This is a genomic window from Amycolatopsis sp. NBC_00355 (assembly GCF_036104975.1).
In the GTDB taxonomy this organism is placed as follows: Bacteria; Actinomycetota; Actinomycetes; order Mycobacteriales; family Pseudonocardiaceae; genus Amycolatopsis.
In genome coordinates, this window is the sequence record NZ_CP107982.1 from 5,978,628 (window position 1) to 6,004,067 (window position 25,440).

At 72.3% G+C, this 25,440-nt stretch carries 25 protein-coding genes; 3 read left to right on the forward strand and 22 right to left on the reverse strand.

Annotation, left to right across the window (positions count from 1 at the left end):
* Positions 1-23 precede the first annotated feature (23 nt).
* The 5 genes from OHS18_RS26790 to OHS18_RS26810 form a co-directional block, all read right to left on the reverse strand.
* The gene (locus OHS18_RS26790; protein ID WP_328448025.1) at positions 24-515 is read right to left on the reverse strand and encodes a DUF4232 domain-containing protein; all 492 of its coding nucleotides are present in this window, start codon (positions 513-515) and stop codon (positions 24-26) included.
* A gap of 137 nt (positions 516-652) precedes the next feature.
* The gene (locus OHS18_RS26795; RefSeq protein WP_328612797.1) at positions 653-3,208 is read right to left on the reverse strand and encodes a CHAT domain-containing protein; all 2,556 of its coding nucleotides are present in this window, start codon (positions 3,206-3,208) and stop codon (positions 653-655) included.
* 288 nt (positions 3,209-3,496) lie between these two features.
* The gene (locus OHS18_RS26800; protein WP_328448017.1) at positions 3,497-3,982 is read right to left on the reverse strand and encodes a hypothetical protein; all 486 of its coding nucleotides are present in this window, start codon (positions 3,980-3,982) and stop codon (positions 3,497-3,499) included.
* Positions 3,979-4,554, reverse strand: coding sequence for an RNA polymerase sigma factor (locus tag OHS18_RS26805; protein ID WP_442874343.1), 576 nt, complete (start codon positions 4,552-4,554; stop codon positions 3,979-3,981). Before OHS18_RS26805 ends, OHS18_RS26800 begins: the two co-directional genes overlap by 4 nt.
* Positions 4,551-6,188: a S8 family peptidase gene (locus OHS18_RS26810; protein ID WP_328612798.1), complete on the reverse strand. Its 1,638-nt coding sequence runs from the start codon at positions 6,186-6,188 to the stop codon at positions 4,551-4,553. Before OHS18_RS26810 ends, OHS18_RS26805 begins: the two co-directional genes overlap by 4 nt.
* 213 nt (positions 6,189-6,401) lie before the next feature.
* On the opposite strand from OHS18_RS26810, the gene OHS18_RS26815 reads away from it, so the two are divergent.
* A complete protein-coding gene (locus OHS18_RS26815) occupies positions 6,402-9,599 on the forward strand; it encodes a SpvB/TcaC N-terminal domain-containing protein (RefSeq protein ID WP_328612799.1) in 3,198 nt (1,065 codons plus the stop codon).
* A 162-nt stretch (positions 9,600-9,761) separates the two neighbouring features.
* Here the strand turns inward: OHS18_RS26815 and OHS18_RS26820 are convergent, their stop codons facing one another.
* From OHS18_RS26820 to OHS18_RS26830, 3 genes are all read right to left on the reverse strand, one after another.
* Entirely contained in the window at positions 9,762-10,634 is an 873-nt protein-coding gene (locus tag OHS18_RS26820; RefSeq protein ID WP_328612800.1) for a sigma-70 family RNA polymerase sigma factor, read from the reverse strand.
* A 67-nt stretch (positions 10,635-10,701) separates the two neighbouring features.
* Positions 10,702-11,340 (reverse strand): hypothetical protein, encoded by a 639-nt coding sequence (locus OHS18_RS26825; protein ID WP_328612801.1) that lies wholly within the window; start codon positions 11,338-11,340, stop codon positions 10,702-10,704.
* Positions 11,341-11,487: 147 nt separating this feature from the next.
* Positions 11,488-12,735 carry a S53 family peptidase gene (locus OHS18_RS26830; protein WP_328612802.1) on the reverse strand — a complete coding sequence of 416 codons (1,248 nt, stop codon included), beginning with the start codon at positions 12,733-12,735 and terminating at the stop codon, positions 11,488-11,490.
* A gap of 268 nt (positions 12,736-13,003) precedes the next feature.
* Here OHS18_RS26830 and OHS18_RS26835 point away from each other — a divergent pair, with 268 nt between their 5' ends.
* Positions 13,004-15,334 carry a chitobiase/beta-hexosaminidase C-terminal domain-containing protein gene (locus OHS18_RS26835; protein WP_328612803.1) on the forward strand — a complete coding sequence of 777 codons (2,331 nt, stop codon included), beginning with the start codon at positions 13,004-13,006 and terminating at the stop codon, positions 15,332-15,334.
* Positions 15,335-15,394: 60 nt separating this feature from the next.
* On the opposite strand, the gene OHS18_RS26840 is transcribed toward OHS18_RS26835, so the two are convergent.
* Both OHS18_RS26840 and OHS18_RS26845 read right to left on the reverse strand, forming a co-directional pair.
* Positions 15,395-16,243 carry an ion transporter gene (locus OHS18_RS26840; RefSeq protein ID WP_328612804.1) on the reverse strand — a complete coding sequence of 283 codons (849 nt, stop codon included), beginning with the start codon at positions 16,241-16,243 and terminating at the stop codon, positions 15,395-15,397.
* A gap of 35 nt (positions 16,244-16,278) precedes the next feature.
* Complete coding sequence (locus OHS18_RS26845; protein WP_328612805.1) at positions 16,279-16,758, reverse strand: hypothetical protein; 480 nt, start codon at positions 16,756-16,758, stop codon at positions 16,279-16,281.
* A gap of 381 nt (positions 16,759-17,139) precedes the next feature.
* Between OHS18_RS26845 and OHS18_RS26850 the strand changes: the two genes are divergently transcribed.
* Positions 17,140-17,295: a hypothetical protein gene (locus OHS18_RS26850; protein WP_328612806.1), complete on the forward strand. Its 156-nt coding sequence runs from the start codon at positions 17,140-17,142 to the stop codon at positions 17,293-17,295.
* Positions 17,296-17,319: 24 nt separating this feature from the next.
* Here OHS18_RS26850 and OHS18_RS26855 read toward each other — a convergent pair whose 3' ends face one another.
* From OHS18_RS26855 to OHS18_RS26910, 12 genes are read right to left on the reverse strand one after another with little or no spacing between them, the layout of a single operon-like run.
* Positions 17,320-17,763 carry a MarR family winged helix-turn-helix transcriptional regulator gene (locus OHS18_RS26855; protein WP_328447996.1) on the reverse strand — a complete coding sequence of 148 codons (444 nt, stop codon included), beginning with the start codon at positions 17,761-17,763 and terminating at the stop codon, positions 17,320-17,322.
* 7 nt (positions 17,764-17,770) lie between these two features.
* Positions 17,771-19,126 carry an acetyl-CoA carboxylase biotin carboxylase subunit gene (locus OHS18_RS26860; RefSeq protein ID WP_328447994.1) on the reverse strand — a complete coding sequence of 452 codons (1,356 nt, stop codon included), beginning with the start codon at positions 19,124-19,126 and terminating at the stop codon, positions 17,771-17,773.
* A gap of 5 nt (positions 19,127-19,131) precedes the next feature.
* The gene (locus OHS18_RS26865) at positions 19,132-19,644 is read right to left on the reverse strand and encodes an acetyl-CoA carboxylase biotin carboxyl carrier protein (RefSeq protein WP_328447992.1); all 513 of its coding nucleotides are present in this window, start codon (positions 19,642-19,644) and stop codon (positions 19,132-19,134) included.
* 3 nt (positions 19,645-19,647) lie between these two features.
* On the reverse strand, positions 19,648-21,348 hold the full coding sequence (gene accA, locus OHS18_RS26870) for an acetyl-CoA carboxylase carboxyl transferase subunit alpha (protein ID WP_328612807.1): 1,701 nt from the start codon (positions 21,346-21,348) through the stop codon (positions 19,648-19,650).
* Positions 21,345-21,524 carry a hypothetical protein gene (locus OHS18_RS26875; RefSeq protein WP_328447988.1) on the reverse strand — a complete coding sequence of 60 codons (180 nt, stop codon included), beginning with the start codon at positions 21,522-21,524 and terminating at the stop codon, positions 21,345-21,347. The genes accA and OHS18_RS26875 overlap by 4 nt, the downstream gene beginning before the upstream one ends.
* The gene (locus tag OHS18_RS26880; protein WP_328447986.1) at positions 21,521-21,835 is read right to left on the reverse strand and encodes an antibiotic biosynthesis monooxygenase family protein; all 315 of its coding nucleotides are present in this window, start codon (positions 21,833-21,835) and stop codon (positions 21,521-21,523) included. Before OHS18_RS26880 ends, OHS18_RS26875 begins: the two co-directional genes overlap by 4 nt.
* Complete coding sequence (locus OHS18_RS26885) at positions 21,832-22,176, reverse strand: antibiotic biosynthesis monooxygenase family protein (protein ID WP_328447984.1); 345 nt, start codon at positions 22,174-22,176, stop codon at positions 21,832-21,834. The genes OHS18_RS26880 and OHS18_RS26885 overlap by 4 nt, the downstream gene beginning before the upstream one ends.
* Positions 22,176-22,928, reverse strand: coding sequence for an SDR family NAD(P)-dependent oxidoreductase (locus OHS18_RS26890; protein ID WP_328447982.1), 753 nt, complete (start codon positions 22,926-22,928; stop codon positions 22,176-22,178). Before OHS18_RS26890 ends, OHS18_RS26885 begins: the two co-directional genes overlap by 1 nt.
* A gap of 37 nt (positions 22,929-22,965) precedes the next feature.
* Positions 22,966-23,427 (reverse strand): DUF1772 domain-containing protein, encoded by a 462-nt coding sequence (locus tag OHS18_RS26895; protein ID WP_328612808.1) that lies wholly within the window; start codon positions 23,425-23,427, stop codon positions 22,966-22,968.
* 24 nt (positions 23,428-23,451) lie between these two features.
* A complete protein-coding gene (locus tag OHS18_RS26900) occupies positions 23,452-23,910 on the reverse strand; it encodes an SRPBCC family protein (protein WP_328612809.1) in 459 nt (152 codons plus the stop codon).
* Position 23,911: 1 nt separating this feature from the next.
* Positions 23,912-24,172 (reverse strand): acyl carrier protein, encoded by a 261-nt coding sequence (locus tag OHS18_RS26905; RefSeq protein WP_247058700.1) that lies wholly within the window; start codon positions 24,170-24,172, stop codon positions 23,912-23,914.
* 21 nt (positions 24,173-24,193) lie between these two features.
* Positions 24,194-25,399, reverse strand: coding sequence for a ketosynthase chain-length factor (locus OHS18_RS26910; RefSeq protein WP_328612810.1), 1,206 nt, complete (start codon positions 25,397-25,399; stop codon positions 24,194-24,196).
* Between the last annotated feature and the right edge of the window lie 41 nt (positions 25,400-25,440).

A 25,440-nucleotide genomic window follows, 5' to 3' on the forward strand; every position in this document is an offset into this window, starting at 1 on the left:
CCTCCCTGCGCCGGAAACGAATTTCAGCTGACGGGCGTGACCTGCACGGAGTCACCCTTGACCGGCGCTCCGGCGGGCCAGTCGACGCTCACCGGCTGGCCGTACGGGCCGGTCGGCAGGTCGAAGGTGACGGTCGTCGGCGCGACCGGCGAGGCCGGTGCGGCCGAACGCTGCACGATCCGCGACACGGCCGGGTGACCGTCGCGCAGGTTGACCGGGAGCTGCTCGGCGCCGTCGACCGTGGTGGCGATCGGCAGCCGCTGCCCGTCGGCGATGAAGGTCAACGCCGTCGGCGCGCCCTGGAGCTTGCAGTTCGTGGTCGGCGAGGCCGCGGTGTAGGTCAGGACGTAGGCCTCGTGGCCCGCCGCGTTCGACGGGTCCGGCGCGACCGTCACGTGCACGTCGGACGCCCCGCAGGGGGTGTCGCTCGGCATCGCGTTCGCGGCGCCGGCCGCCAGGAACAGGCCCCCGGCCACCAGTCCACCGACGGCGATCGCGGTAACAGTGCGCTTCATGGTGTTCTCCCTCGTTCCGTCAACAACTTTCGGACTCGTGAGGAAGATGCCCAAGTGATCACCGAGGATGCGTCCCGATGGGGTCGATCACCCGAAAGCAACCCCGGACCGGGTGAGACGTCGGAAGAAAAGAAGGCTCAGCCGCGGCCGAAGCACACGAACGGCATCAGCGGTTCGGCCTGGGCGGCGTCGGCCAGCGCGCGGGCCGGGGGCGTGCCCGACGACAGGGCCCGGTGGTAGGCCAGCATCACGCCGCCCGCCGTCCGGTCGTCGACGCGGGCGACGCTCGAGACCACCGTCCGGCTGCCGCCGTAGAGCAGCGCCGCCGTGAAGCCCAGGACCTCGTCGCCCGCGCGGACCACTGTCTGGCCGACGTCGCACGAAGAGAGCACCACCTGCTCCGGGGCCGTCGACAGCTGCTGGACGTCGTAGGCCATCAGCGGCCCGTCGGCGAGGTTGAGCCGGGAGAACAACACGTTCTCCCGCTCGTGGTGGCCGTGCGCGGCGAAGTGCGCCAGGCGGCAGCCGTCGAACGCCTTGAGCGTCGCCGCGACCGTCGCCTCCGGGCCGGTCAGCACCGCGGCCTCCGGGTAGAGCGCGGCCAGCCGGGACACCTCGGCGTCGGCGTGGATCAGGTCCGAGCCCGCGACCAGCAGCGGCGCCCCGGTCGCGCGGCGCGGCCGGTGTCCTGCGGCGAGCCAGGCCGACGACGACGGCGTCACCGTCACCGGGCGGCCGCGCAACGTCGGCAGCAGCCCCCACGGGATCGCGGACAGCGCGCCGGTCGGCACGACGACGACGTCGAGGTCGCCGAGCCGCGCGCCCAGCGGCTTCAGGAGGATCGCGTCGAGGGCGGTGACCTGGGTCCGCACCGACCGGCGGATGACCTGGTCCAGCTGCGGCGGCAACTGGCGGCCGCACAAGGCGTCGAGGTCGCTGTGCAACCGCGCGACCGGCTCCGCGACCGCCGACGCCGGGCCCAGCTCGATCAGCGCGACGCGGTGGTCGGCGATCACCTGCGCGCACAACGCGCCGTGGTCGGCCAGGAAGCACACCATCGCGCTGCCGCTCGCCGCGAGCTCGTCCCCGATCTCGCGCAGGTTCGCCTCGGCGTGGTCCTCGTCGGTGCCCTCGGCCTGCCAGCCCTTCGCGCGGATCTCCCGTTCCAGCGCCGCGCACCGCTTCACGGCCTGGGCGTCCGGCTTGCCGGACAGCTCGCCGGCGCGGATCTGCATCGAGAGGTACCGCAGCTCGGCGACGGCGTCGACGGTCTGCGGGTGTGCGGGCGGGCGCACCGGCCGGAAGCGGAACGCCTGCGCGCGCGACCGGTCGAGCCACCGGAACACCACCCCCGGCGAGCGCTGGGCGAGCGCGGCGGCGAGGCCGGCGTCGGCGAGTTCCTTGCCCAGCGACGTCGTCCCGGTCTTCAGGTCGACGCTGCCGAACCGGCTGCGGTGGCGCTGCAACTGTGTCAGCCCGGCCCGCGCGTTCGCGAACGTCACGCGCCGGTTTCCCGTCGCCGCCCCGAGTTCGGCCAGCGCCAGGCGGCGGAACAGGCGGTTCTCCAGCGGTGCGGTCCGGCGGTCGCGCGCGGCGATGCCGGCGCGGGCGCCGTCGAGGTCGCCCAGCGCGATCCGGGCCCGGGCGCCCAGCAGCGCGGCGATCTCCGCGTCGTTGCGCAGGCCCAGCGCGGTCAGCCGATCGGCCAGCGACGTCGCGTCGGCGGCGACGCGGGAGATCCGCCGCCCGGCCGCGAAGTCCGCGCGCAGCACCGTCAGCTGGGCGACCGCCGCCCAGGTTTCGTTGCCCCTTCGACGAAATCGACGCTCGGCGCGCACGGCCCAGCTGCGCGCGGTCGACGTCTCCCCGCTCGCCAGCGCCGCCAGCGCGCGGGTCAGCTCGGCTTCGGCGTGCTCCTGGTTCATCCGCAGCCGCGGGAACTGTTCCAGCGCCGCGCCCAGCTCGGCCGCGGCTTCGTTGGGCAGCCCGGCGGCCAGCAGCGCGCGGGCCTTGTCGACGGCCAGCACCGGCAGCATCCCGACGCTCTGCTCGGCGTAGAACCCGCTGGCCGCGTCGAAGTCGCGCAAGGCGCCCGGGATGTCGCCGGTCAGCACGCGCGCCTGGCCACGGCCGTGCGCCGCCTTCGCGAAGATCCTTGCCAGGCCTTCTTCTTCGGCTTGCCCGGCGCCGATCTGCTCGCACTGGTCGAGGTCGGCGAGCGCGAGCCGGACGCGCCCGGCGTACTGGTGCAGCATCGCGCGGTTGAGCAACGTCCGGGCCAGCACGACGAACTCGCCCGCCTGCCGCAACTGCGGGATCGCCTCGTCGAAACAGTCGAGGGCCTCGTCCATCCGGCCGATCAGGATGAGCACCAGACCCCGTTGCTGGCGCAGGATCCCGCGCCCGGCGTCCGAGACGAGGAGGTCGGCTTCGTCGAGCAGCGCCAGCCCGCGGGTGCTGTTGCCCAGCGCCGTTTCGACGGCCGCGTAGGTGCCGAGGACGCGCGTCGCGAGATCGGGCCACCCGGGCCAGCCTTCGGGCGCGGCCTTCGCGGGCAGGCCGAGCAGCCGCGCGGCGGCGCGGATCAGCCGCCCGCCGACCACCGGCTGGCCGTCGTTGGTCGCCGCGACCGCACGCCGGTGCAGGTCGCGCACCCGGTCCTCGACCTTCGGCGAGGCGACCTCGGTGCGCACAGGCAGCCCTTTCGGCCGGGAACCGTTCCCCTCGGCCGAGAAGAGCGGGTCACCGCGTGCTCACCGTCCCCGAGCGCGTCGACCGCTCGGATCCTACCCTTGCCGCGCACCCCGCCGAGGCGTCCGCGGGGACGCCTCGGAAACCCGCCCGGCCGGGACGCTCCCGGTCTCCAGGAAGAGCCGCGCCACCCGGCGGGCCACCTCGGGAAAGCCCGATCCCCCTTCGGTTGCGCCCGGTTTCGGACCTCCGGCAAGGGTTGCCGGCTCCGGCACGCCCGGAAAGGCGGGTCACAACTCGATGGCCGGCGTGCTCACCGTCCTCGCGCGGCCGACTGTGCGGACCACGACCTGCACCATTCCGTGCGGTACACCGCAGACCGCGAACCGGCCTTCGGGGTCGGACGTCGTGGTCAGCGGGCCGCCGCTGGTGCGGACCTCGATCGGGTGCTCGTCCGGTGGGGTGAGCCAGCCGTCCAGGCGGATCGTGCCCGCCGGCTCGGGGCTCACGTTCACCATGATCGTCAGGCTTTCGCTGTCGAACGTGATGAGCCTGCCCTGCTCGGCCGCGCTCCTCGCGCCGACGAGTCCCTCCTCTTCGCGGATCCGCATCACTTCCAGGTCGACGTCCGCCAGCTGGATCGCGAACCGGATCTGGTCCACCAGCGTGCCGGGCATCGGGTCGGCGTCTTCCCACAGCTCGCGTACCCCGGCCAGCAGCCGGAGATCGAGCTCGTCCAAGGGCTCGTTGGCACCTGGTGGTTCGACGGTGGTCACAGCCAATCTCCTTCGCCGTTGGCGAGTAGCTGCTCACGCAGGCGCGCGAGGCAACGTCCCCTGGTCGGGCCGATACTCCCCCTCGGCATTCCCAGCCGGGCGCCGACTTCGGCGTAGTCCGGCCGGTGCACGAACGCCACGATCCGCAGCAGGCTGCGGCAGCGTTCGGGCAGTTTGTCGACCGCGCGCCACAACCGCGCGCGCTCGTCGTCGCGCAGCACCCCCTCCTCGGGTGCCGGTGACGCTTCGGCGAGCCGCTCCGGCAGTTCCGGCAGCGGCCGTTCGATCTGGCGTTTTTCCCCTGTCCGCCAGGCTTCCCTCTTGGTGACGGTGATCAGCCAGCCGGTGAGCGCCACCGGCGAGCGGATCTCCGCGAACGAGCCGAGCAGGCGCAGCCACGCCGTCTGCACGACGTCCGACGCCTGGTCGACGTCCAGGCCCTGGTCCCGCGCCACCTGCCAGAGCAGCGGCGTGAGCAGGACGACGAGTTCGTCCAGCGCCGCGCGGTCCCCGTCCCGCGCGGCGCCGAACAGGGCGGCGACCCGCCCGTGGTCCGTTTTGGCCACGGTCACAGTGCGCCCAGCGCGGTCCAAGCCCGCTTGACGACGGTGTCGCGGTCGACCGTGGCGAGGTCGGCGCCGGCGGTCTTGAGCAGCGTCTTGCCGATCTCCGCGGCGGCGAGCGGCGCGGCGAACGACGTGCCGTCCCAGACCGCGAAGCCGGCGCTGTAGTCGTCCGGGTCGAACGAGTTGCGGCCCTGCTCCGGCACTTCGTGGTCGGCCGACGCGCTGCCGCGGACGTCGTCCGGGTAGGTGCTGACGACGCCCGCGCCGGTCGCCCAGCAGCGGACCCACGGGCCTTCGTTGGAGAACAGCGCCTTGCTGGCGGTGCGGTCGGGGTTGAGCGCGCCGACGCTGATCACCTGCGGGCCGCCGTTCGGGCCGGGCGGCTGGTCGGCGAAGGCCGCCGGGTAGAAGCGGCGGGTGGTGGCGTCGTTGCCCGCGGCCGCGACGACGAGCACGCCGAGGTCGGTCAGGCCGGCGATCGCCGCGGCGAACTGGCCGGTGTAGGCGACGTCGACCGGGTTTTCCTCGTAGTAGCCCAGCGACAGCGAGACGAGGTCGACCATGTTCTCGGGCCGGTTGTTCGCCTGCGCGTCGCGCACCCGGTCGGCCAGCAGGTGCAGCGCGAGCAGCACGTCGCCTTCGTACGCGACGCCGTCGCTGTGCACCACGCGGATCGCGAGGGTGTCGGCTTCGGGGCAGGCCTGCCGGATGATGCCGGCGATGAACAGGCCGTGGCCGGTGTCGGTGTCGACGTCGCCGATCAGCGGCTGGCCGGTCGTCGGCGCGTCCCAGTAGTCGCTGAGCAGCTGCGTCGGCACGGTGACGCCGGAGTCGGTCTCCGCCTGCAGGATCGCCGCCTGGATGTCCGGCGCGACGGTGAGCCCGACGCCGGCGGGCGGCGGGCCGCTGCGGTCGGGCAGCCCGAACCACGGGTGCGGGCCGATGCCGGTGTCGAGCACCGCGATCACCGGCCGCCGGTGTGCGGGCTTGGTGCCGCGGTAGGGCGGTGCGGCGGACAGCGTGACCGGGATCCGGTTGGCGCCGCGCGTGCGCCCGTACGAGCTGCCCGCGCCGAAACCGCTGGTCTCCCAGGGAGTTCCGCCGAGACCGCTGGTCTCCCACGGCACCCCACCGAACACCGGCGTGGTGAACAGCAGGTGCTCCACGGAGACCGCGGCAGCAATTCTGGGGTCGATTTCCGGGTTCTCGCCCGCGGACGCGCCGCGCAGCAGCTGGACGGCCTTCCAGCAGTCGACGACGACCGGGTCGGAGTCCTCGCGCACGTGGAGCAGGGCCCGCGCCGGCAGGTCTTCGAGCTGCTGGGCCCGGGCGGTCGCCTTGGTGTCGCCGCCGCGGTCGGCCGGCTCGGCGTAGATGCCGATGCGGGCCAGCACACCGTTGATCGCGGCCAGGGTCCGCTCGTCGCGCAGGTAGCGGTTCGGCATGAGGAACACCCCCGGCCGGTACACGGTCGTGCGCGGCACGGGCTGGCCCGGCACCGCCGTCGACGTCGCCGGGTCGAGCACCCGCGCGCCGTGCCGGTCGAGCAGCTGCCTCGGCGGGGCCGGCAGCTCGTTCAGCGTGCCGGCGTCCTCCTTCGCCGCTCTGGAGCCCTCGTCCCTCACGAACCTGACCACCATCGGGTCCACCCTCTCGTTCGCCCCCGCCATTGATCACGACTGGTTACTCGGGAAAGACCGGGCAGCCGCCCCCGGGATACGGCACGGACGTCACGAATGCATAACTGCGACGGCAAACGGGTGAAGACGTATCTGACACCGGCGACTCACCCACTTGGACCCCGGAAGTCACCGGTGGCGCGCCAGTGCCACCCGGCATTCGGGGAGATCGCCATGGCTCTGCTCCGGTCGAGCGTCCAGGACGCGGCCCAGCCCGCACGGGTCCGCGGGCTGGGCCGCGCTTTCACGCCGGAACCCGCCACCGGGGGCGGGAGTTTCGCGGTACCGCTCGACCTGCCGGCAGGCCCGGGCGGCATCGCGCCGTCGCTGGCGCTGCGGTACGTCACCGGCGCGCCGAACGGGCCGTTCGGCGCGGGGTTCGCGGTGCCGTTGCCGAACGTCCGGCTGGACGACGGCCGCGCGCGGAGCCGGACCAGCGGCCGGCTCGCCCGCCGCGGCGAAGGTTTTGTGCTCACCGCGCGCTCGGGCGCCCGGCACTTCCTCGGCACCTCCGACGGCGGCCGCTCCGGCAGCCACGCGTGGCACCTCGAGCGGACCGAGGACGCGCTGGGCAACACCACGGCGTTCAGCTGGGCGCACCACAGTGGGCAGGCGTACCTGGCGCGCGTCTCCTACGGACCGTACGAAGTGGACTTCGCGTACGAGCCGCGGCCGGACGTCCTGGTCGAGGGCCGCGTGACGACGGCGCTGCGCTGCTCCCGGATCGACCTGCGGGTGCCGGACGCCGCGCACCCGCTCGTCCGGCGCTGGACCCTCGGTTACGACGCCGACGACAGCACCGGAGCGTCCGTGCTGGCGTCCGTCGCGCTGACCGGGTTCGACGCGCGGGGCGCCGAGGCGGCCGCGCCGGTGCTGCGCCTCGCCTACGCCCGTTCGGAACCGCCGGCCGCGCCGCGGGTCCGGCTCCCGGCGCGCACCCGCTCGCGGGGTGACACCGGCGTGCTGCTCCTCGACGCCGACGACGAGCCGGTGCCGTGCTACTCCCTCGAACCCGGCGACCTCCCGAACGCCGGGCGGCTCAGCGAAATCGACAACGGCATCGGCCTGCGCACCGCGATCGAGTACACGACGGTCGAGACGATCCCGGTGGTCCGGCGCGTCACGCTGCGCGAGGCGGCGACCGGGCACGCCGGCACCACCGAGTTCGAGTACCACGAGAGCCGGATCCGCGACGCCTTCACGGGGTTCGGCCGGGTCGTCCAGGACGAGCTCGGTGACGAGCACGCGCCCACCCTGCGGACCGTGCGCTGGTTCGGCGACGACGGGCGGCTGCGGCAGGAGGAGACCTTCGGCCTCGACGACTCGCCGGACGCCGCCCGGCCGTACCGCCGGGTCGAGCACCGCAGCCGTCCACAGTGGACCGAATCGGTGACGACCGTGTTCGAGCGCCAGGAGAAACCCGTCTCGGTCACCACGACGGAGTCGGACCTGGACGCCGCCGGGAACCCGGTCCGGGTGGTCGAGACGACCGAACGGCCCGGTCAGGAGCCGTCCGTGCGCGAGACGCGCACGACCTACGCGACCGACCCCGACCACCGGTTCACCGCGCTGCCTGCGCGGGTCCGCGAGCTGGACGGCGCCGGGAAAGTGCTGTCGGACAAGCTGTTCCGCTACGACGAGGGTCCGGACGGGACCGCCGGTTCGCAGGGACTGCTCACCGCGCGGGAGGAGCTGGTGCTCACCGACGCGCTCGTCGCCGACGTCTACGGCCCGGTCCCGCCGGACCTCGGCCGCCACGGCTACCACCGCCGTGACGACGAGGGCGGCTGGTGGGTCACGACGTTCCACCGGCGGCTCGACAACGTCACCGGGCTGCGGACCACGACCACCGGGCCGCGCGGCGACCACCACGAAGTGCGGTATTCGGAAGACCGCTGCTTCCCCGAGGTGGCCACCGATCCGGTCGGGAACGTCACGGCGACGCGGTACGACGTCCGGTCGGCGCGGGTCTGCGAGGTGACCGACCCGGCGGGCGCGGTCACCACCGTGACGCACGATCCCTTGGGCCGCCCGGAAACCGTCGTGCGCCCGGGCGACACGGCGGACCTGCCGACGCTGCGCCACCGCTACGACCACCACGGACCGGTGCGGGTCACCACCGAGCAGCGCGCGGTGTCCGGCGAGGCGGAGGTGCTCACGACGGCGGAGGTGCGCGACGGCGCCGGGCGGCTGCTGCAGCGACGGCACGCCGAACTCCTCGGCGACGTCGTCGACGAGCACCACGAGTACTGCGCGCGGGGCCTGGTCTGCCGGACGTCGCGGGCGTTCCGGATCGGCGGCCGGCGTGCCCCGGCGACCGAGTACCGGTACGACGCGCTGGCCCGGCCGGTGCGGGTGACCACCCCGGACGGCTCGGTCCGGACGTTCGAGCCCGGCGTGGTGGCGCCGCCCGCCGACGAACCGGTGCGCGACCTGCTCGGCCGGGTGCTGCGCGGCGCGGACGGCGTCGTCCACGTGCGGGACGCGGCCGGGAACTCGGCCCAGGCGTGGACCCCGGGCGGGCGCACGGTGTACCGCGTCCACGACGTGGCCGGCCGGGTGGCCGCGGTGCTGGTCGACGACCCGGCCGGGCCGCCGGTCACGACGTTCACCTACCACGACGGCGGGCTCCCGGTGCCGCTCGAAGCGGGCCCGCACAGTTGCGGGCGGCTGGTGCGCGTCACCGACGAATCGGGCGTCACGCTCATCGGTTACGACGCGCTCGGCCACCCGGTGACGAAGCGCTGGCGCCCGGCGCACGTGGCGATCGAGTACCGGCTCGACGTCGTCCGCCGCGCCGACGGGCGGCTCTCGCAGGTGACCTACCCCGACGCCGGGGACGGCCGGCTGACCGTGCGGCACCAGTACGACGACGTGAGCCGGCTGGTGAGCGTGCCGGGGTTCGTCGACGCCGTCCAGTACGACGTGCGCGGCCGCCGCACCGCGGTGCACTACGCGAACGGCGTCAGCGAGCACTTCGGGCCGGGACGGCACGTGGTCCGCGGCCCGCGCGGGCTGCTGCGCGAGATCGAGCCGCCCGCGGTCTCCGGGCTCCCGAAACCGCTGCCGGGCATCGAGATCCGGGACGTCTTCGGCCGGCTGCGCGGGATCCACGGCGACGACGGCGTCAACCAGCTCTACGGCTACGACCACACGGGACGCCGGGTCCGCACGCTCGTCACCGACGGCGCCGGGGTGCACGAAGTCCTGTCACCGGACGACCTGTACTCGCTCGAGGACGGCGAACTGGTGATCGTGGTGGCCGAGGCGATCCGCCTGTACGCGGACGCGACGCGGCGCTACCTGCACTTCGACGCCCTGGACCGGATCGCGCTGGTCACGGACGAGACCGGCGCGGTCGTCGAGCTGTGAGGCTCACTTGCGGTGCTTGCCGCCCTCCGAGCTCTCGGTGCCCTTCTGGACGTCCGTGTCGTCGTCCTTCTTCTCGTGCTTCCCCACGTCGACCCCTCCCCTTGCGCCGATACTCCTCACGGTAGCACCAGGTAGTGGATCAACTCCACAGCGTGTGCGCGCTCAGTCGAGCACCGTCAGGTCGAGCCGGGCGAGCCGCACCGGGTCGGCGAGGATGTCGATCTCCACGATCCGGCCGCCCGCGACCGTGAACCCGAGCACCGAGAACGGGTGCCCGTCGCGCGTGGCCACCACGCCGGCCGCGCCGTTGACCAGGGCGCGGCGGACCGTGCCGCCGCCCGCGCCGAGGCGGGAGAACGTCAGGGCCTGGCCGGCGACCGCCGCCGCGCCGGTGACCTCGATCGAGCCGCCCCGGTCCGCGCCGCGGTCCGCGCGCAGGACGACGTCCGGGTCGAGGACCGCGACGAGCGCTTCGAAGTCGCCGCCGTGCGCGGCCGCGAGGAACGCGTCGACGACCGCACGCTGCCGGGCGAGGTCCGGGTCGGGCGCGACCGGCGCACCCTGGACCCGGCGCCGGGCGCGGCTCGCGAGCTGGCGGGTCGCGGCTTCGGAGCGGCCGACGATCGGCGCGATCTCGTCGAACGGCAGGGCGAACATGTCGCGCAGCACGAACGCCAGCCGCTCGCCCGGGGTGAGCGTGTCGAGCACGACCAGCAGCGCGAGGCCGACCGAATCGGCCAGCAGCGCCGACTCTTCGGGGCCGTCGTCCTCCCGGCTGACGATCGGGTCCGGCACGAACTCCTCGCGCCGGGCCTTGCGCGAGCGCAGCATGTCGAGGCAGACGCGCCCGACGACCGTGGTGAGCCAGCCGGCCAGGTTCCCGACGTCGGAGGTGTCACTCCGGCTGAGCCGCAGCCACGACTCCTGCACGGCGTCGTCGGCTTCGCTCAACGAGCCCAGCATCCGGTAGGCGACGGCCCGCAGGTGCTCGCGGTGGGTCTCGAAGCGGTGCGCCAGCCAGTCGGCGTCGTTCACGGGTTTTCCGTCCTTCGTTCAGGTGCCCTCCCCACCTTGACGGATCCCGCGAGCGGGATGTGACAGCTCAGTGCGTGAGCTCGCGCAGCACCCGCGCCGGATCGACGTCCACCGCGAGGTGCGTGCCCGGGTGCTCGCCCGGCTCGCCCCACGCGGCCGACACCCACAACTCGGCGTAGTCCCCGCGGTCGACGGCCGGGAGCTGCCAGGTGAGCCGCGAGCCGTCCTGCTCGACGGCGTCGTCGGCCAGCGCCGCAGACCAGTACGGCGGCACGTGCTGCCCGGCCCGCGCGCAGCCGCGCAGCGCCTCGACGCCGGGCCCGCCGACGGTGACCACCGCGTCGGCGCTCTCGGCCGTGAAGCCGGCGTCGTGCGGGCTCACCTCTTGCGGCCCGAGCAGCTCGGCCTGGACGGCGAACTCGCTGAGCGGTTCCCGCGCCAGCACGCGGAAGATGGTGGTCTGCCGGGTGACCGCGGGGCCGCCGTCGGGCGAGTGCGGCGTGCTCGGCCCGGACAGCACGTCGAGCCGCACGGACCGGTGCCGCCACCGGCACAGCCACCCACCGGAGTCCAGGCCCCAGGTCAGCTCCGGCCGCGCCGGCACGTCCCAGCCGCCGACGCGCACGGCGAACCGCACGGCGCCGAGCGGCGTGGTGATGCCCAGCGCCCGCGGCCGTGTCGTCGACAGCACGTCGGTGTCCAGCATGCAGTGATCTTTACCCCGCCCCGGGATCCGCGAAAACGCGCGGCGCAAACGTCACCCGTCCGTGGAGGGTTTGACCGCCGGCCGCCACAAGTCCGCTGTGGACGATCACGGTGATCGTCCACAGCGGACTTTTCGGTGGTGCGTGAGTCAGAAGCCGCCGGTGCCGTTCGGCGTGCCCAGGCCGGTCGGGCCGTCGTAGCCGGCGCCCGCCGTGCAGAGGTACGTGCCGCCGCAGCTGCCGTTGTTACCCGACGTCACGTCGTTCAGGCTGCCCGTGTGGGCGTACGGGTACGAACCCGACGTCACCGCGTTGCCGGCCAGCGCGTACACGCTCGCGATCACCGGCGACGACAGGCTCGTGCCGCCGACCTGGACCCAGCCGTCGGCCCCCTGGGCCAGGCCCAGCGCCAGCAGCAGGTCGCAGAAAGCCGAGCTGCCGCAACTGTTGTACGTGTCGTAGACGCCGAGTCCGGTGGCCGGGTCGGCGACCGCCGAGACGTCGGCGACGGTCCGCTTCGCACAGCCCGTGTCGTGCTGCCACGCCGGCTTGGCCTCCAGTGTGGAACACCCGCTGCCGCTGCCGTTCCACGTTGTTTCCGTCCAGCCGCGCGGGACGCTCGTGGACTTCTTCAGTGTCGTGCCGCCGACCGCCGTGACGTACGGCGAGGACGCCGGCCAGCTCACGCCGTAACCCGAGTCACCCGACGACGCCGTCACCGCGATGCCCGGGTGGTTCAGGTGCGCGTCCGCGGCCAGGATCGTCGGATCCTCGGTGCCGCCGTAACTGTTGGAGATGGCCACCACTCCCGGCGTCGCCGCGGCCGTGTCGACCGCCGTCATCAACGGGTCGGTGTCCGGGGAGTCGGCCTCCACCAACAGGATGTGGCAGTCCGGGCAGGTCGCCGACACGGCGTCGAGGTCGAGACTGATCTCCTCGGCCCAGCCGTAGTCACCCGCCGGCAGCGGGCTCGCGGCGCCGTTCTGGTTGACTTTCTTGAAGCAGCCGTTGGCCGTCGTGCAGGCCGGAAGTCCGCGCGCGGCACGGAACTTCGCCAGGTCGGCCTCGGCGGTCGGCGCGTCCAGGGCGTCCACGACGGCCACGGTGCGGCCGTTCGCGTGCAGGCCGCCGAGGTTGTAAGCGGCCTGGATCTCGGCCGGGCCGTAACCCACCGGAGTCGACGTCAGCAGCGGGCCGGACCCCTTCGGCGACCGGATGGCCTTGCCGAGACAGTGCATCTTCCCGGGCATTTTCCCGGACGTGGCACAGCCGAAGCTGACCACGCCGCCGCTCTGCGACGGCGCGGCGTCGGCGGGGACGGCGGCGGCCACCGGGGCCGCGACGAGGGTGAAGGCCACAAGGGCCCGGACGAAGGTTCTGCCACGCGAAACAGTCATTCCTACTCCTCGGTAGGGGACCACGGTGTGGCACGGGATCGTCGCATGTCACACGATCGGGGTCACCCGACCGAAGTGGGTTTCTCGGTTCAGTCATTCGCCCACCGCCGGGCAAATCGGGTCATCGATCACAGAACGCCTCGCCCTGACGGCTGATTGGTCCAGACAAGTGTTACCGATTCGTGATCGAAGCACCGCTGAGCGGGAGCTACTTTGTTGTGACTCGCAACAAATGCTCGTGGATCCCCAACGGCGGAGGTGTCACGGCGTGGCCCGGACCTTTGAAAAGCTTCGACGACGCCGGCGCGGCGCCGTCGCCCTCACCGCAGCAGCCCTCTTGCTAGGCGCCGGGCTCAACGCCCCGGCCGCCCTGGCCGCGGACGACTACACACAGAGCGTCACGCAGCTCAGCTCGACGCAGCTGCAGCTCAACTTCACCCCGACGACCCCCGCGGTGTACGTGGACGTCCACTACACCGGCGTGCCGGGCGTCGGGCAGCAGAACGTCCGGATGACCAACGCCTCCGGCACGTGGCACTCCACCGTCAACGGTCTGAGCAGCGGAAACACGCTCGACTACTGGTTCACCTACGAGAAGAGCGGGCCGCAGTACGACACCCCGCACTTCACCTTCACCGTGGGTGGCGGCGGCACGACGACGGTCGCGGCGCCGACGTTCAGCCCGCCCGGCGGGACCTACTCGAGCGCGCAGACGGTGACGATCAGCAGCGCCACCTCCGGCGCGACCATCCGGTACACAGTGGACGGTTCGACGCCCACCGCGTCGTCGCCGCAGTACACCGCGCCGATCAGCGTCCCGGCTTCGCGGACGGTCAACGCGATCGCGCTGAAGTCCGGTTCGACGACCTCGGCGGTGTCGAGCGCGACCTACACGATCGGCACCCAGGCCGGCTGCCCGACGCAGTCGGACACCCCGAACTTCGGGTCCAACGTGCGGATCTTCGACCCGAGCATGTCCGCGGCGACGATCCAGGCGCAGCTGGACACCGACTTCAACAACCAGAAGGACACGCTCACCGCGCAGTTCGCGGACCGGCGCGTCGCCCACCTGTTCAAGCCGGGCACGTACAACAACGTGCACGACAACGTCGGCTTCTACACCTCGGTGGCCGGCCTCGGCCAGAACCCGGGCGACGTCCTGATCAACGGCGACGTCACGGTGGACGCGTTCAACGCCTCCGACAACGGCGTCGCGCTGCAGAACTTCTGGCGCTCGGCGGAGAACCTGGCGGTCAACCCCTCCGGTGGCCAGGAGCGCTGGGCGGTCGCGCAGGCCGCGCCGTTCCGCCGGATGGACGTCCGCGGCGGGCTGCAGCTGTACCCGGCGAGCTACGGCTACGCGAGCGGCGGCTACATCGCCGACACGAAGGTGGCCGGCCAGGCCGCGTCGATCTCGCAGCAGCAGTGGTACACCCGCGACTCGCAGCTCGGCAGCTGGAACGGCGGCGTCTGGAACATGGTCTTCTCCGGCACCAGCGGTGCGCCGGCGACGACGTTCCCGAACCCGCCGGAGACGACGCTGGCGACCACGCCGGTCTCCCGCGACGTGCCGTACCTGTACGTCGACGGCACCGGCAAGTACCGCGTGTTCCTGCCTTCGCTGCGCACCAACGCGTCCGGCCCGAGCTGGGCGAACGGCAGCACCCCGGGCACGTCGGCGCCGATGAGCCAGTTCTACGTCGTCAAGGCCGGTGACACGGCCTCGTCGATCAACAACGCGCTCGCGGCGGGCTGCAACCTGTTCTTCACGCCGGGCATCTACCACCTCAACCAGACGCTCAACGTGACCCGCGCCAACACGACGATCCTCGGCATCGGCTACCCGACGCTGGTGCCGGACAACGGCGTCAACGCGATGCAGGTGTCCGATGTGGACGGCGTGCGGCTCAAGGGCCTGCTGTTCGACGCCGGCACCACGAACTCGCAGGCGTTGCTGACGGTCGGCCAGTCCGGCTCGACGGCGTCCCACGCGGCGAACCCGACAACGGTCCAGGACGTGTTCTTCCGGATCGGCGGCGCGATCGCCGGCAAGGCGACCAACAGCCTGATCGTCAACAGCGCCAACACGATCATCGACCACATCTGGGCCTGGCGCGCCGACCACGGCAACGCGGGCACGGTCGGCTGGAACACGAACACGGCCGAGACGGGCTTGGTGGTCAACGGCGCGAACGTGCTGGCGACCGGCCTGTTCGTCGAGCACTACCAGAAGTACCAGGTGATCTGGAACGGCCAGGGCGGGAAGACGATCTTCTTCCAGAACGAGATGCCCTACGACGTGCCGAACCAGGCGTCGTGGAACGCGCCATCGGGGGTCGCGGGGTACGCCGCGTACAAGGTCGGAGCGAACGTGACGTCCCATGAGGCCTGGGGTCTCGGGAGTTACTGCTTCTTCGACACGAACCCGGCGGTGTCCAGCTACCACGCGTTCGAGGTGCCGAACAACAGCGGCGTGAAGTTCCACAGCCTGCTGACGGTGTCGCTCAACTACCGCGGCACGATCACCCACGTCATCAACGACACGGGCGGGGTCACGCCTACGGGCACCGTGCCGGTCAACGTGGTGAGCTACCCGTAACCGGGTAACACAATGAAGGCCTCCTTGCCGGACCCGACCCCGGCGAGGAGGCCTTCGTCGTCAGGACTTGCGGTGCAGCGTGTCGTATTCGTGAGCCGCTTCGCGCTGGGTTCGCGTCGGCAGCTTGTGTTGCTCGTCTTCGGCGTCGAGGTCGTTGAGGCCGAGCTGCACGGCTTGGCGGATCTGCTCGCGGTTGTCGCGCACGACCGTGGAGAAGAAGTCGTCGATCCGCGGGTCGAGCAGGACCTCCAGCAGCACGCGGAAGGACGTGTCGACGACCGTCCGGACGATCTCGTCGTGGAACGGCAGCCGCTTGAGCTTGCCGAGCTGCGGGTCGGCGGCGATCTTCTCAGCGATGATCGTGCGCAGCTCGTCCTTGTTGGCGCCGAGCGACTTCGCCAGGTTCTCGGGGTAGTTGCCGGTCTCGAGGACCTTGACGACCTCGTCGAGCACGGCGATGGTCACCGGCTTCTTGATGGCCTTCACGATCGGCTCGGACAGTTTGTCGACAAGCCGATAAGTGAACTGCTCCCCGACGGCCCGGTCCGCGGCCCGCCCGATCCGGATCAGCAGCAGCACGACACCGATGAACTTGTGCCCGGCGATGAACGGGTGCGCGACGGGGATCATGGCGAACAGCTCGTACCAGTTGCGCACCAGGAATTTCTTGGCCCACTTGCGCTTGCGCCACCGCCACAGGAACTCGCCGAGGAAGATCGCGCAGATCCCGCAGTCGATGTAGAAGAGCACCAGGCCGACGTCCCGCGCGGGCGGGCTGAGGAGCGTGAACCCCAGCAACCCCACCGAACCGGCGGCCAGGATGAGCATGATCCAGTCGTCGGCGCGCACGTTCCCGGGCAGAATCCCGCTGTTGAGCTCCGGCTCGCGGGCTTCGCGAAGGGTGGCCATGCCCGATGATGGCACGGACGGCGCTCCCGAGCCGGTCAGCAGCGCCGCCGGTAGTAGCTCCACGTCACCGCGCCCAGCAGCGGCGCCCACAGCAGTACCGGCAGGTAACACGCCACGAGCAGGACGTGCCCGGCCGGGTGGGAGAACGCGACGAGCCCGAAGTCCGGAAAGTCCCGGAAGGCGAAGCCCCAGATCACCGCGAGCGCGACCGCCCCGGCCGCCGCGGGTCCGATCGCCGCCCACGGCGCCACGCGACACCCACCCAGCAGCGGCACCCACCGCGGCACCCGCTCACCCCACGGCCGCACGAGCCCGAGGGTCAGCAGCGCGAGCGCCTCGGAAACCACACTGAGCCCGACGATGTAGGCCGCGTCCCCGCCGACATCGGCGTCTTCGACCCGAAGCCCGAGCGGCACCCCGGCGACCAAGGCGATCCGCCACAACCCGGACGGCAACGTCACCAAGGGCACCAGATGCGCGGCGAAGACGGCCCAGCGAGGAGGCGTTGTAGTCATGCACCCGATCGTCGACGCGCGACCGGCGCCGGAACTCCCTCCCGGCGTGGAACCGGCCCGGGCCCGCGAGGGAACCAGCCAAAAACAGGACACTTGCCGATGAATCGGCACCTCGAGGTAGCGAAACCGGAGCCGATACCGATCAATCGACAGGAAACTTCGATCCAGTCGTGAGGAAACCGCCATGACCACGCACTGAACTCCGAGCCGAGACGGCCGCCCGGACCCCGCGGCCGGATACCTCGGAAGCTCCTGCCGGGCAACGGGAAACACCTTGTCGGCGTCGCCGTCGCACGCGCACCATCAATGCAGTCCCCCGATTTCGCGTCCACGTCGAAATCGTCGAAGTCCGGCTGAGCCGGGAAATTCGAGGAGTCTGCCATGATGGTCGTCTGTTCTTTTTCGTCGCTGGTCCGGGCCGCGCTGCTGCTTGTCGCACTCGCCTTGGTGGCCGGACTGGCCCTGGCCGGGCCGGCCGCCTCGGACCCGGGCCCGGCGCCCACCCCACCCACCACGTCCGAGCCGGTCGAGCACTGACCGACGTGACCCTCGACAGCCGTTTCAAGCCGGCTCGTCCGGTAGTGCCGCAAGCCAGAGGGTCAAGCAGCGCTCCACCGCCAGCAGCTCCGCCACCGTGCAGTTCGACAGCACCGCCTCCGGCAGGCGGGACAGCGCTTCCCTCGCCGTCGCCACCCGGGCCGCTCCCGAGGGGGTGCACTCCACCAGGATGCGGCGGCGGTCCAGGCGGTCTTTTCGGCGGTGGAGGTGGCCCGCTCGTTCCAGGCGGTCCAGCATTCCCGTCACCGCGCCCGTCGAGAGCTGCGTTTCCAGGGCGAGGCGCCCCGCGGTCACCGGGCCGTCGGCGCCGCGGAGTGTTTCCAGGCACTGGTACTCGCGGAACGTCAGGCCCAGGCCGCGGGTCACCGCGTCGAGGCGCTCGCGCAACGCCGTTCCGAGGCGGCCGCCCAGGTCGGCGATGCGGCCCGGGTCCGGGGCCGTGCGCATCGCCGCCTCACTTCCGCAGCAACGAGGTGCTGTGCTGGCCCGCCCGGAACACCGGGTCGGCCAGGACTTCCTGCAGCAGCTCGCTCGTCGTGCTGATGCCCGGCCCCGCGATCCGGAACTCGGCGAGCGCGCGCCGCATGCGGGCGATCGCCTGGTCGCGGTCCGGGGCCCAGACGATCACCTTGGCCAGCAACGAGTCGTAGTACGGCGGGACGTGCCAGCCCGCGTACGCGTGCGTGTCCACCCGGACGAACTGGCCGCCCGGCGGGACGAACTCGCTCAGCAGGCCCGGGCACGGCGCGAAGTCGCGGCGCGGGTCCTCGGCGTTCACCCGGCACTCGATCGCGACGCCGTTGGGGCGCACCTCCTCCTGCGTCACCGACAGCGGCAGGCCCGCCGCGACGCGGATCTGCTCGCGGACCAGGTCGATCCCGGTGACCGCCTCCGTCACCGGGTGCTCCACCTGGATCCGGCAGTTCACCTCGATGAACGCCGCTTCGTCGCCGTCCACCAGGAACTCGAACGTGCCGGCGCCGGTGTAACCGACCGCCGCCGCGCCGCGGACGGCCGCCTGGGTGAGCCGCTCGCGCAGGGCCGGCGGGAGCAGCGGGGCCGGGCTCTCCTCGATCAGCTTCTGGTGCCGCCGCTGCACCGAGCAGTCGCGCTCGCCGAGGTGCAGCACCGTGCCGTGGTTGTCGGCCAGCACCTGGACCTCGATGTGCCGCGCGTTCTCCCAGTACCGCTCGAGGTAGACGCGGTCGTCGCCGAACACGCCGCGGGCCGTCGCGCGGGTCGTGCGGAACGTCGGGAGCAGCTCGTCCCACTCCCGGACCACTGACATGCCCCGGCCACCACCGCCCGCGGACGCCTTGATGATCACCGGCAGGCCGACGCGCTTGGTGGTCTCGACCAGTTCGGCCGGCGAGGCGATGGCCTCGGCCGAACCGGGCACCACCGGCAGGCCGGCCGCGGCCATCAGCTCGCGCGCGGTCGCCTTGTCGCCGAGGCGCGCCATGACGTCCGGGTGCGGGCCGATGAACACGATGCCGTTCTTGTCGCAGATCTCGGCGAAGTCCGGGTCCTCCGACAGGAACCCGTACCCGGGGTGGATCGCCTCCGCGCCGGTGCGCAGCGCGGCCTCGATGATCATCGCCGGGTACAGGTAACTCTTGCGCGGTGCCCCCGGCCCGATCTGCACCGCCTCGTCGGCCAGCCGGACGGCGGCCGAGTCGCGGTCGGCCGTCGAGTGCACGACGACCGTGCGGATCCCCATCTCGCGGCAGGTCCGCACGACGCGCAGCGCGATCTCGCCGCGGTTGGCGACGAGGATCTTGCGGAACGGCGGGTCAGACTGGGAAGTCACGCGCATCACCCTTCGGTTCGCGGCCGGAGCAGCAGCAGCGGCTGGCCGTACTCGACGGACTCGGCGTCGCCCGCGACGATCTCCGCGACGACGCCGGCCTCCTCGGCGAGGATCGGGTTCATCAGCTTCATCGCCTCGACGATGCCCACCTGCGTGCCGACCTCGATCTCGTCGCCGACCTCGACGAACGGCCGCGCCCCCGGCTCGGGGCACCGGTAGAAGGTGCCGACCACCGGGGCCGCCACCGCCACCAGGTCCTCGGCCGGGTCGCTCACCTCGGGCCGGGCCGCGACGGCGACCCCCTCGGTGACGCGCACCCCGACCGGCCACTCGACCTCGATGCTGGCGCAGCCGAACCGCACCACGGCCCGGCTCGGCGGCTCCGGCGCCGCGCGGACGGCGTCGGCGAGGCTGCGGCCGAGGATCGCCATGGCGTCCTCCGCGTCGAGCCCGCCGAACGTCGAGGCCGGCAGCACCGAGTCCTCGTCGGTCGTCATCTCGGGATAAGTCCTGGTCATGACTCAGCTCCGTTCCCGCGCCGCTTCAAGGGTCCCGAACCGGCGGAACTTGGCCCGCCGGGCCGCGGCCAGGCCGGCGCCGTCCCGGCCGCGCAGCTCGCGCAACGCGCACACGACGGCGTCACGCACGAGCAGTCCCGCGCGGGCCGGGTCGCGGTGCGCCCCACCGGGTGGCTCGGGCACCACCCCGTCGATGACGCCCAGGTCCAGCAACGACCGCGCGTCCACCCGCAGCGCCTCCGCGGCGACGCCGGCCGCCGCCGGGTCGCGCCACAGGATCGCGGCGCAGCCTTCGGGGCTGATCACCGAGTAGGTCGCGTTTTCGCAGAGCAGCACCTGATCGCCGACGGCCAGCGCGAGCGCGCCGCCGCTGCCGCCCTCCCCGGTGACGACGCTGACCACCGGCACCCGCAGCCCGCCGAGCACCCGCAGGCACTCCGCGATCGCGCCGGCCTGCCCGGCGCGTTCGGCGTCGAGGCCGGGGTGCGCGCCCGGGGTGTCGATCAGGGTCACCACCGGCACGCCGAGCTTGCCCGCCAGCCGCATCAGCCGCGCGGCCTTGCGGTAGCCCGCCGGCGACGGCATACCGAAGTTGCGGCGCACCAGTTCGTCGGTCGCGTGGCCCTTCTGGTGGCCGATCAGCATCACCGGCAGCCCGTCGATGGCGGCGAGGCCGCCGACGATGGCCGGGCAGTCCTCACCCGCGCGGTCGCCGTGCAGCTCGACAAACCCGTCGAGCCAGGTGCCGGCGTGGTCGAGCGTCGTCGGCCGGTCGGGGTGCCGGGCGAGCTCGACGGTCTGCCGGATGTCACGGCGCTCCAGCGCGACGACGTCCCGGATCACCGGGTCGGTGTCGCTCTCGCCCCAGTCCGGGTCGACCGGCCGGGTCGCGGTGAACAGCGCCGCCAGCACGAACGGCAGCTCGGCGCGGGCGCGGACGTCGTCCACGAGTCCGTGCTCCAGCAGGAACTCCGAGGACTGGAAGCCTTCCGGCAGCCGCTGCCGGATCGTCTGCTCGATGACGCGCGGACCGGCGAACCCCATGCGGGCGCCCGGTTCCGCGACGATCACGTCGGCGAGCGTCGCGAACGACGCGGCGACCCCGCCGAACGTCGGGTCGGTGACGAGGGTGACGGTCAGCAGGCCGGCCTCGTCCAGCGCGGCCATCGCGTTGCTGGTCTTGGCCATCTGCACCAGCGAGAGCACGCCTTCCTGCATCCGGGCGCCGCCGGACGCGGTGACGACCAGCAGCGGGACGCGGTCGGCGAGCGCCGTCTCGGCGGCCGTCGTGATCGCTTCGCCCGCGGCCGCGCCGAGGCTGCCGCCCAGAAACCCGAAGTCCATCACCGCGACCACCACGGGCGCGCCCCGAATGGCACCCCGCGCGACGAGCACCGCGTCCGACGTCCCGGTGGTTTCCCTTGCCTTGGCCAGCCGGCGCTCGTAGGGCTGCAGGTCGGTGAACTCCAGCGGGTCGTGCACGGTCGCGGCGGGCTCGACCAGCTCGGCCGAACCCGGGTCGAGCAGCAGGTCCAGCCGTTCGGCCGCGGTCAGCCGGAAGTACCGGCCGCACTCGTAGCAGACCTTGGCGCCGCGCTCGAGGCGCTTGCGGTAGAGCAGCGAACGGCAGTCCGGACAGGACAGCCACTCCTCCTCCACCGGCCCGGCCGTGTCCGGCGGGCGGTTCGTCACCGAAGTCGTCATGACGCACCGTCTCCCTCATGCGTGTCGAAAAGGTGTTCGTCGGTTTCCCCGGCGGATTCCGGGGCCGGGCTGAACGGCGGCTGCCCGGCCAGCGCGCCGCCGCACTCGATCAGCACGCCGAGCACGGCCCGGCCCGCCGAGCGCCACCGCGGTTCCGTCGTGAAGTCGGCGGTCACGGCGCGACGTGGGTCGCGGCGACCCGGTAGACGGCGAACGGCCGCGCCAGCGACAGATCGCGGTAGGGCCGCAGCGGCGCCGTCTGGTCCTTGTGCCCGGCGCCCTGCTCCCAGGCGTCGAACGCGGCCTGGTCGGCCCAGGAGCTGACCACCACGAAGCCGTTCTCGGCGTGGACCGAGCGCAGCAGCTCGTTGCCCAGCAGGCCGGGTGTGCCGGCCAGCCGTTCGCTGGCTTCGTGGTAGGCCGCTTCGATGCCGGCGGCGTCGTCGGTCACGTGGTAGAGCAGGACGCGCACGCCGCCGTCGGTCACCGGGTCACCGCCCACTCGGCGTGCGCGCGGCCCGCGTCGGCGCTCCCGGGCAGGTGCGCGACGACGTGCATGGTCGTCATCGAGCCGCCCGACCGGTACGGGTGCAGCTTCTGCCGGTGCTCCAGGTGCCGGTCGCTGGTCTCGAACTCGCGGAAGCGCGGCTCGTCGACCCAGTCGCTGACGATGTAGTAGACGCCGTCCTCGTCGGACCGCGACAGCCACTGCCCGAGGTTCGCCGGGTGCGACGTCACCGAGTCGCCGATCTCCGCCCAGACGCGCTCGAACTCGCCGCCCAGGCCGGGCTTGATCTCCATGCGCAGCATGACGCGGAAGGCGGCCATCACGCGATCCCGCCGTCGACGGAGACGACCGAGCCGGTCACGTACCGCGCGTAGTCACTGCTGAGCCAGGACACCGCGCCGGCGACCTCGTCGGGCGTGCCGAGGCGGCCGAGCGCCGTCTTGTCGCTGTAGCGCTGGATCATCAGCGCGCGCTGCTCTTCCGGCATCGCGTCGATGGCCTCGGTGTGGATCATGCCGAGGGACAGGATGTTGAAGCGGATACCTCGTGAACCCAGTTCACGAGCAACCGACCTGTGGAGTCCGTGCAACGCCGCTTTGGTGGTGGTGTAGTGCGCCCGCAGCGGGATGCCGACCTCGATCGACTTCGAACTCATGCTCATCACCGAACTTCCCTCGTGCAGCAAGGGAAGCGCGCCCTGGATGACCAGGTGCACGGCCGTGACGTTGGTGTCGAGCGTCCGCTGCCAGTCCTCGAGCGACAGCTTCTCGTACGGCACGTGGTTGATGATCGCGGCGTTGTTGACGATGACGTCGAGCTGCCCGAACCGCGTCCGGCACTCGCCGAGCAGCTCGGTGATCTGTGCCGGGTCGGCCAGGTCGGCGCGCACGACGTGGTGGCTGCCGCCGATCTCCTTCAGTTCGCGCTCCAGCGAAAGGGCGGCTTCGCCCTCCTGCCGGTAGCACGTGACGACGTCGACGCCCTGGCGTGCCAGCGCGAGCACGACGCCGCGGCCGACCCCGCGCGTCCCGCCGGTCACGAGTGCCTTCTTGCCTGCCAAACCGAGATTCATCAGGTCCTCCGTGTTCTGGTGACGTGGGCGTCGCGGCTCACAGCGACAGGCCGAGCGCGAGGCAGTTGGCGAGCAGGGCGAGCACCGACAGCGCGGTGCGCGTCCGGTTCCACCGGCCCCACGCCGGCCGCGGGTCGCGACCGGCGAAGTCGGCGGGCAGGTCGTCCGGGTCGAGGGCCCGCACCCACTTGTTGACCGGGACGTTCTTGAGCAGGGAGATGGTGATCGTGGCCAGCGCGAGCACGGTCGCGGCCAGGAACAGCGGCCGCGTGCCGGCCGCGTCCGCGACCAGCGCGAGCGTGACGTCGCCGAGCACCGTCACGATCAGGCAGGCCGGCATGAACGGGTCGTAGCGCGTGGCGAAGAAGGCGTGCGCGTGCACATATCGATCCGCCGGCAGGCTCTGGAGCAGTGGCCAGCCCCCGAGCTGGGTTCCCATCAGGACTCCCGCGGCGAGGCCGTTGGCCAGGATCACGAGCGGGACGAGCACCTGCAGCACCGCGCACCTCCTTCGTTACTCGCTTCAGACCGCGGCGCGCGCGGCGGCCTCGACCTTGTCCTTGATCAGCAGCATCTGGACCGGGGTGTTGGTGTTGAGCCGGTCCTGCATCGCCCCGTCGCCGACCGGCGCCTGCGGCTTCATCTCGAAGTCCTGCACCCAGCGCATCCGGGTGCCTCCGGGGACCGCGAAGTACTCCCAGTAGATCCACATGTACTTGAACGGGCCGGTCTCGACGCGCTGCGAGCGCACGGTGTGCGTGGCCTCGTCCGGCGTCCGCGCCGACACCCAGCTCCAGACCTTGCCGTTCTCGTCCGGGTGCAGCGCGAGGCGGAACCGGATCGTGCCGTCCTTTTCGGACAGTACGGTCGCCTCGGAGTACTCGCTGAACAACGTCGTCCACGTCGGGATGTCGTTGGTCATCGCCCAGACGAGCTCGAGCGGCGCGTCGATGACGATCTCGTTGTCGGTGTGCCCGGCCATGTCAGACGGCCGCCTTCGAGAGCAGGTCGTTGACGAACGCGACGGCGTCGCCGGGCGTGGTCGTCTCCGAGACGGCGTCGTCCGGCAGGCTCACGCCGTAGCGGCGCTCGACCTGGCTGCGCAGCTCGAGCATGGCCAGGGAGTCGTAACCGAGGTCCGCGAACTCGACGCCGGCGATGTCACCGTCCAGCTCGACGCCCTCGTCGACGCCGGCGCTGGTCGTCATGATCTCCTTGAGCTCCAGCAGGGTGAACTCGCTCATGGGTTTCTCCGTTCTTCGGTGCTACGGGCGGCGCAAGACGAGTGCGGCGGTGAAGCCGCCGTGACCGCGGGCCAGGACGAGCGCGGTGCGCAGGTCGGCGTCCCGCGGCCGGGTCACCAGGTCGAGGTCGCAGCCCGGGGCGAGCCGCTCCGGGCCGACGGTGTGCGGGACGATCCCCGCCCGCATCGCGAGCAGCGCGGTCGCGACGTCGAGCGCGGCGCCGCCGCCGTAGAGCCGGCCGGTCAGCGTCTTCGGCGCGGTGACCGGTACCGACCCTGGTCCGAACGTCTCGACGAGGGCTCGAGCCTCGATCAGGTCGGCGGCGGGCACGCCGGAGGCGTCGGCGAACACGACGTCCACTTCGGACGGTGCGACACCGGCGTCGGCGAGGGCCCGGTCGATGGTGCGCTTGAGCACCGGCGGCCGGTCCGAACCGGGCGGCGGGTCGAACCCGGCCGCGTACCCCGCGATGACGCCGTATGCCTCGACGCCCCGCTCGCGGGCACTTTCGGCGCTCTCCGCGATCAGGATCGCGCCGCCCTCGCCGGGCAGGTGCCCGGACGCCTCGACGTCGAAGGGGAGGTACGCGCGGGCCGGATCGTCCACTGTGGACAGGCCACCGGCGGACAGCTGGGCCACGAGGCCGTAGGGGCACAGCGACGCGTCGGTCCCGCCGCTGACGACGACCCGCGAGCCGCCGCGGATCAGCCGTCGCGCCTGGCCGAGGACGTCGAGGCCGCCCGCTTGTTCGCAGGCGAGCACACCGCACGGGCCGCGCATGCCGTGCCGGATCGAGATCTGGCCGGTGGTCGCGGCGTAGAACCAGGCGATGGACTGGTACGCGCCGACCCACGACGGCCCGTTCTGGTACAGCCGCTCCATCTCGTGCTGCCCGAACTCGGTGCCGCCGGACGAGCTCGAGGTGACGACGGCCATCTCGAACTCCGGCACGCCGGCCGGGTCGAGCGCGGCGTCGGCCAGCGCGTCGGCCGCGGCGGCGAGGCCGAGGTGCGTCCAGTGGTCGGTCTGCGGGATCAGCCGGCCGGGGATCCGCTCTCTCGCCGAGAACCCGGGCACCTGGCCGGCGTGCCGGACCGGGTAGCCGGAGGCGTCGAAGCGGTCGATGCGGGCGATACCCGACTTGCCCGCCAGGACCGCCTCCCAGTGCGCCGTGGCGCCGATCCCGGTCGGCGCGACCACGCCGATCCCGGTGACGACCGTGCTCATCGATGCCCTCCACGCGAAAAGAATCCGAGACGGATAACGGC

What these genes read in the sequence shown, in the direction of transcription:
- OHS18_RS26790 (WP_328448025.1), bottom strand. Translation starts at nt 515, where the DNA reads ATGAAGCGCACTGTTACCGCGATCGCCGTCGGTGGACTGGTGGCCGGG.
- OHS18_RS26890 (WP_328447982.1), bottom strand. Translation starts at nt 22,928, where the DNA reads ATGAATCTCGGTTTGGCAGGCAAGAAGGCACTCGTGACCGGCGGGACG.
- OHS18_RS26845 (WP_328612805.1), bottom strand. Translation starts at nt 16,758, where the DNA reads ATGACTACAACGCCTCCTCGCTGGGCCGTCTTCGCCGCGCATCTGGTG.
- OHS18_RS26850 (WP_328612806.1), top strand. Translation starts at nt 17,140, where the DNA reads ATGATGGTCGTCTGTTCTTTTTCGTCGCTGGTCCGGGCCGCGCTGCTG.
- OHS18_RS26885 (WP_328447984.1), bottom strand. Translation starts at nt 22,176, where the DNA reads ATGGCCGCCTTCCGCGTCATGCTGCGCATGGAGATCAAGCCCGGCCTG.
- OHS18_RS26855 (WP_328447996.1), bottom strand. Translation starts at nt 17,763, where the DNA reads ATGCGCACGGCCCCGGACCCGGGCCGCATCGCCGACCTGGGCGGCCGC.
- OHS18_RS26830 (WP_328612802.1), bottom strand. Translation starts at nt 12,735, where the DNA reads ATGACTGTTTCGCGTGGCAGAACCTTCGTCCGGGCCCTTGTGGCCTTC.
- OHS18_RS26865 (WP_328447992.1), bottom strand. Translation starts at nt 19,644, where the DNA reads ATGACCAGGACTTATCCCGAGATGACGACCGACGAGGACTCGGTGCTG.
- OHS18_RS26815 (WP_328612799.1), top strand. Translation starts at nt 6,402, where the DNA reads ATGGCTCTGCTCCGGTCGAGCGTCCAGGACGCGGCCCAGCCCGCACGG.
- OHS18_RS26905 (WP_247058700.1), bottom strand. Translation starts at nt 24,172, where the DNA reads ATGAGCGAGTTCACCCTGCTGGAGCTCAAGGAGATCATGACGACCAGC.
- accA (WP_328612807.1), bottom strand. Translation starts at nt 21,348, where the DNA reads ATGACGACTTCGGTGACGAACCGCCCGCCGGACACGGCCGGGCCGGTG.
- OHS18_RS26810 (WP_328612798.1), bottom strand. Translation starts at nt 6,188, where the DNA reads ATGGTGGTCAGGTTCGTGAGGGACGAGGGCTCCAGAGCGGCGAAGGAG.
- OHS18_RS26900 (WP_328612809.1), bottom strand. Translation starts at nt 23,910, where the DNA reads ATGGCCGGGCACACCGACAACGAGATCGTCATCGACGCGCCGCTCGAG.
- OHS18_RS26825 (WP_328612801.1), bottom strand. Translation starts at nt 11,340, where the DNA reads ATGCTGGACACCGACGTGCTGTCGACGACACGGCCGCGGGCGCTGGGC.
- OHS18_RS26840 (WP_328612804.1), bottom strand. Translation starts at nt 16,243, where the DNA reads ATGGCCACCCTTCGCGAAGCCCGCGAGCCGGAGCTCAACAGCGGGATT.
- OHS18_RS26910 (WP_328612810.1), bottom strand. Translation starts at nt 25,399, where the DNA reads ATGAGCACGGTCGTCACCGGGATCGGCGTGGTCGCGCCGACCGGGATC.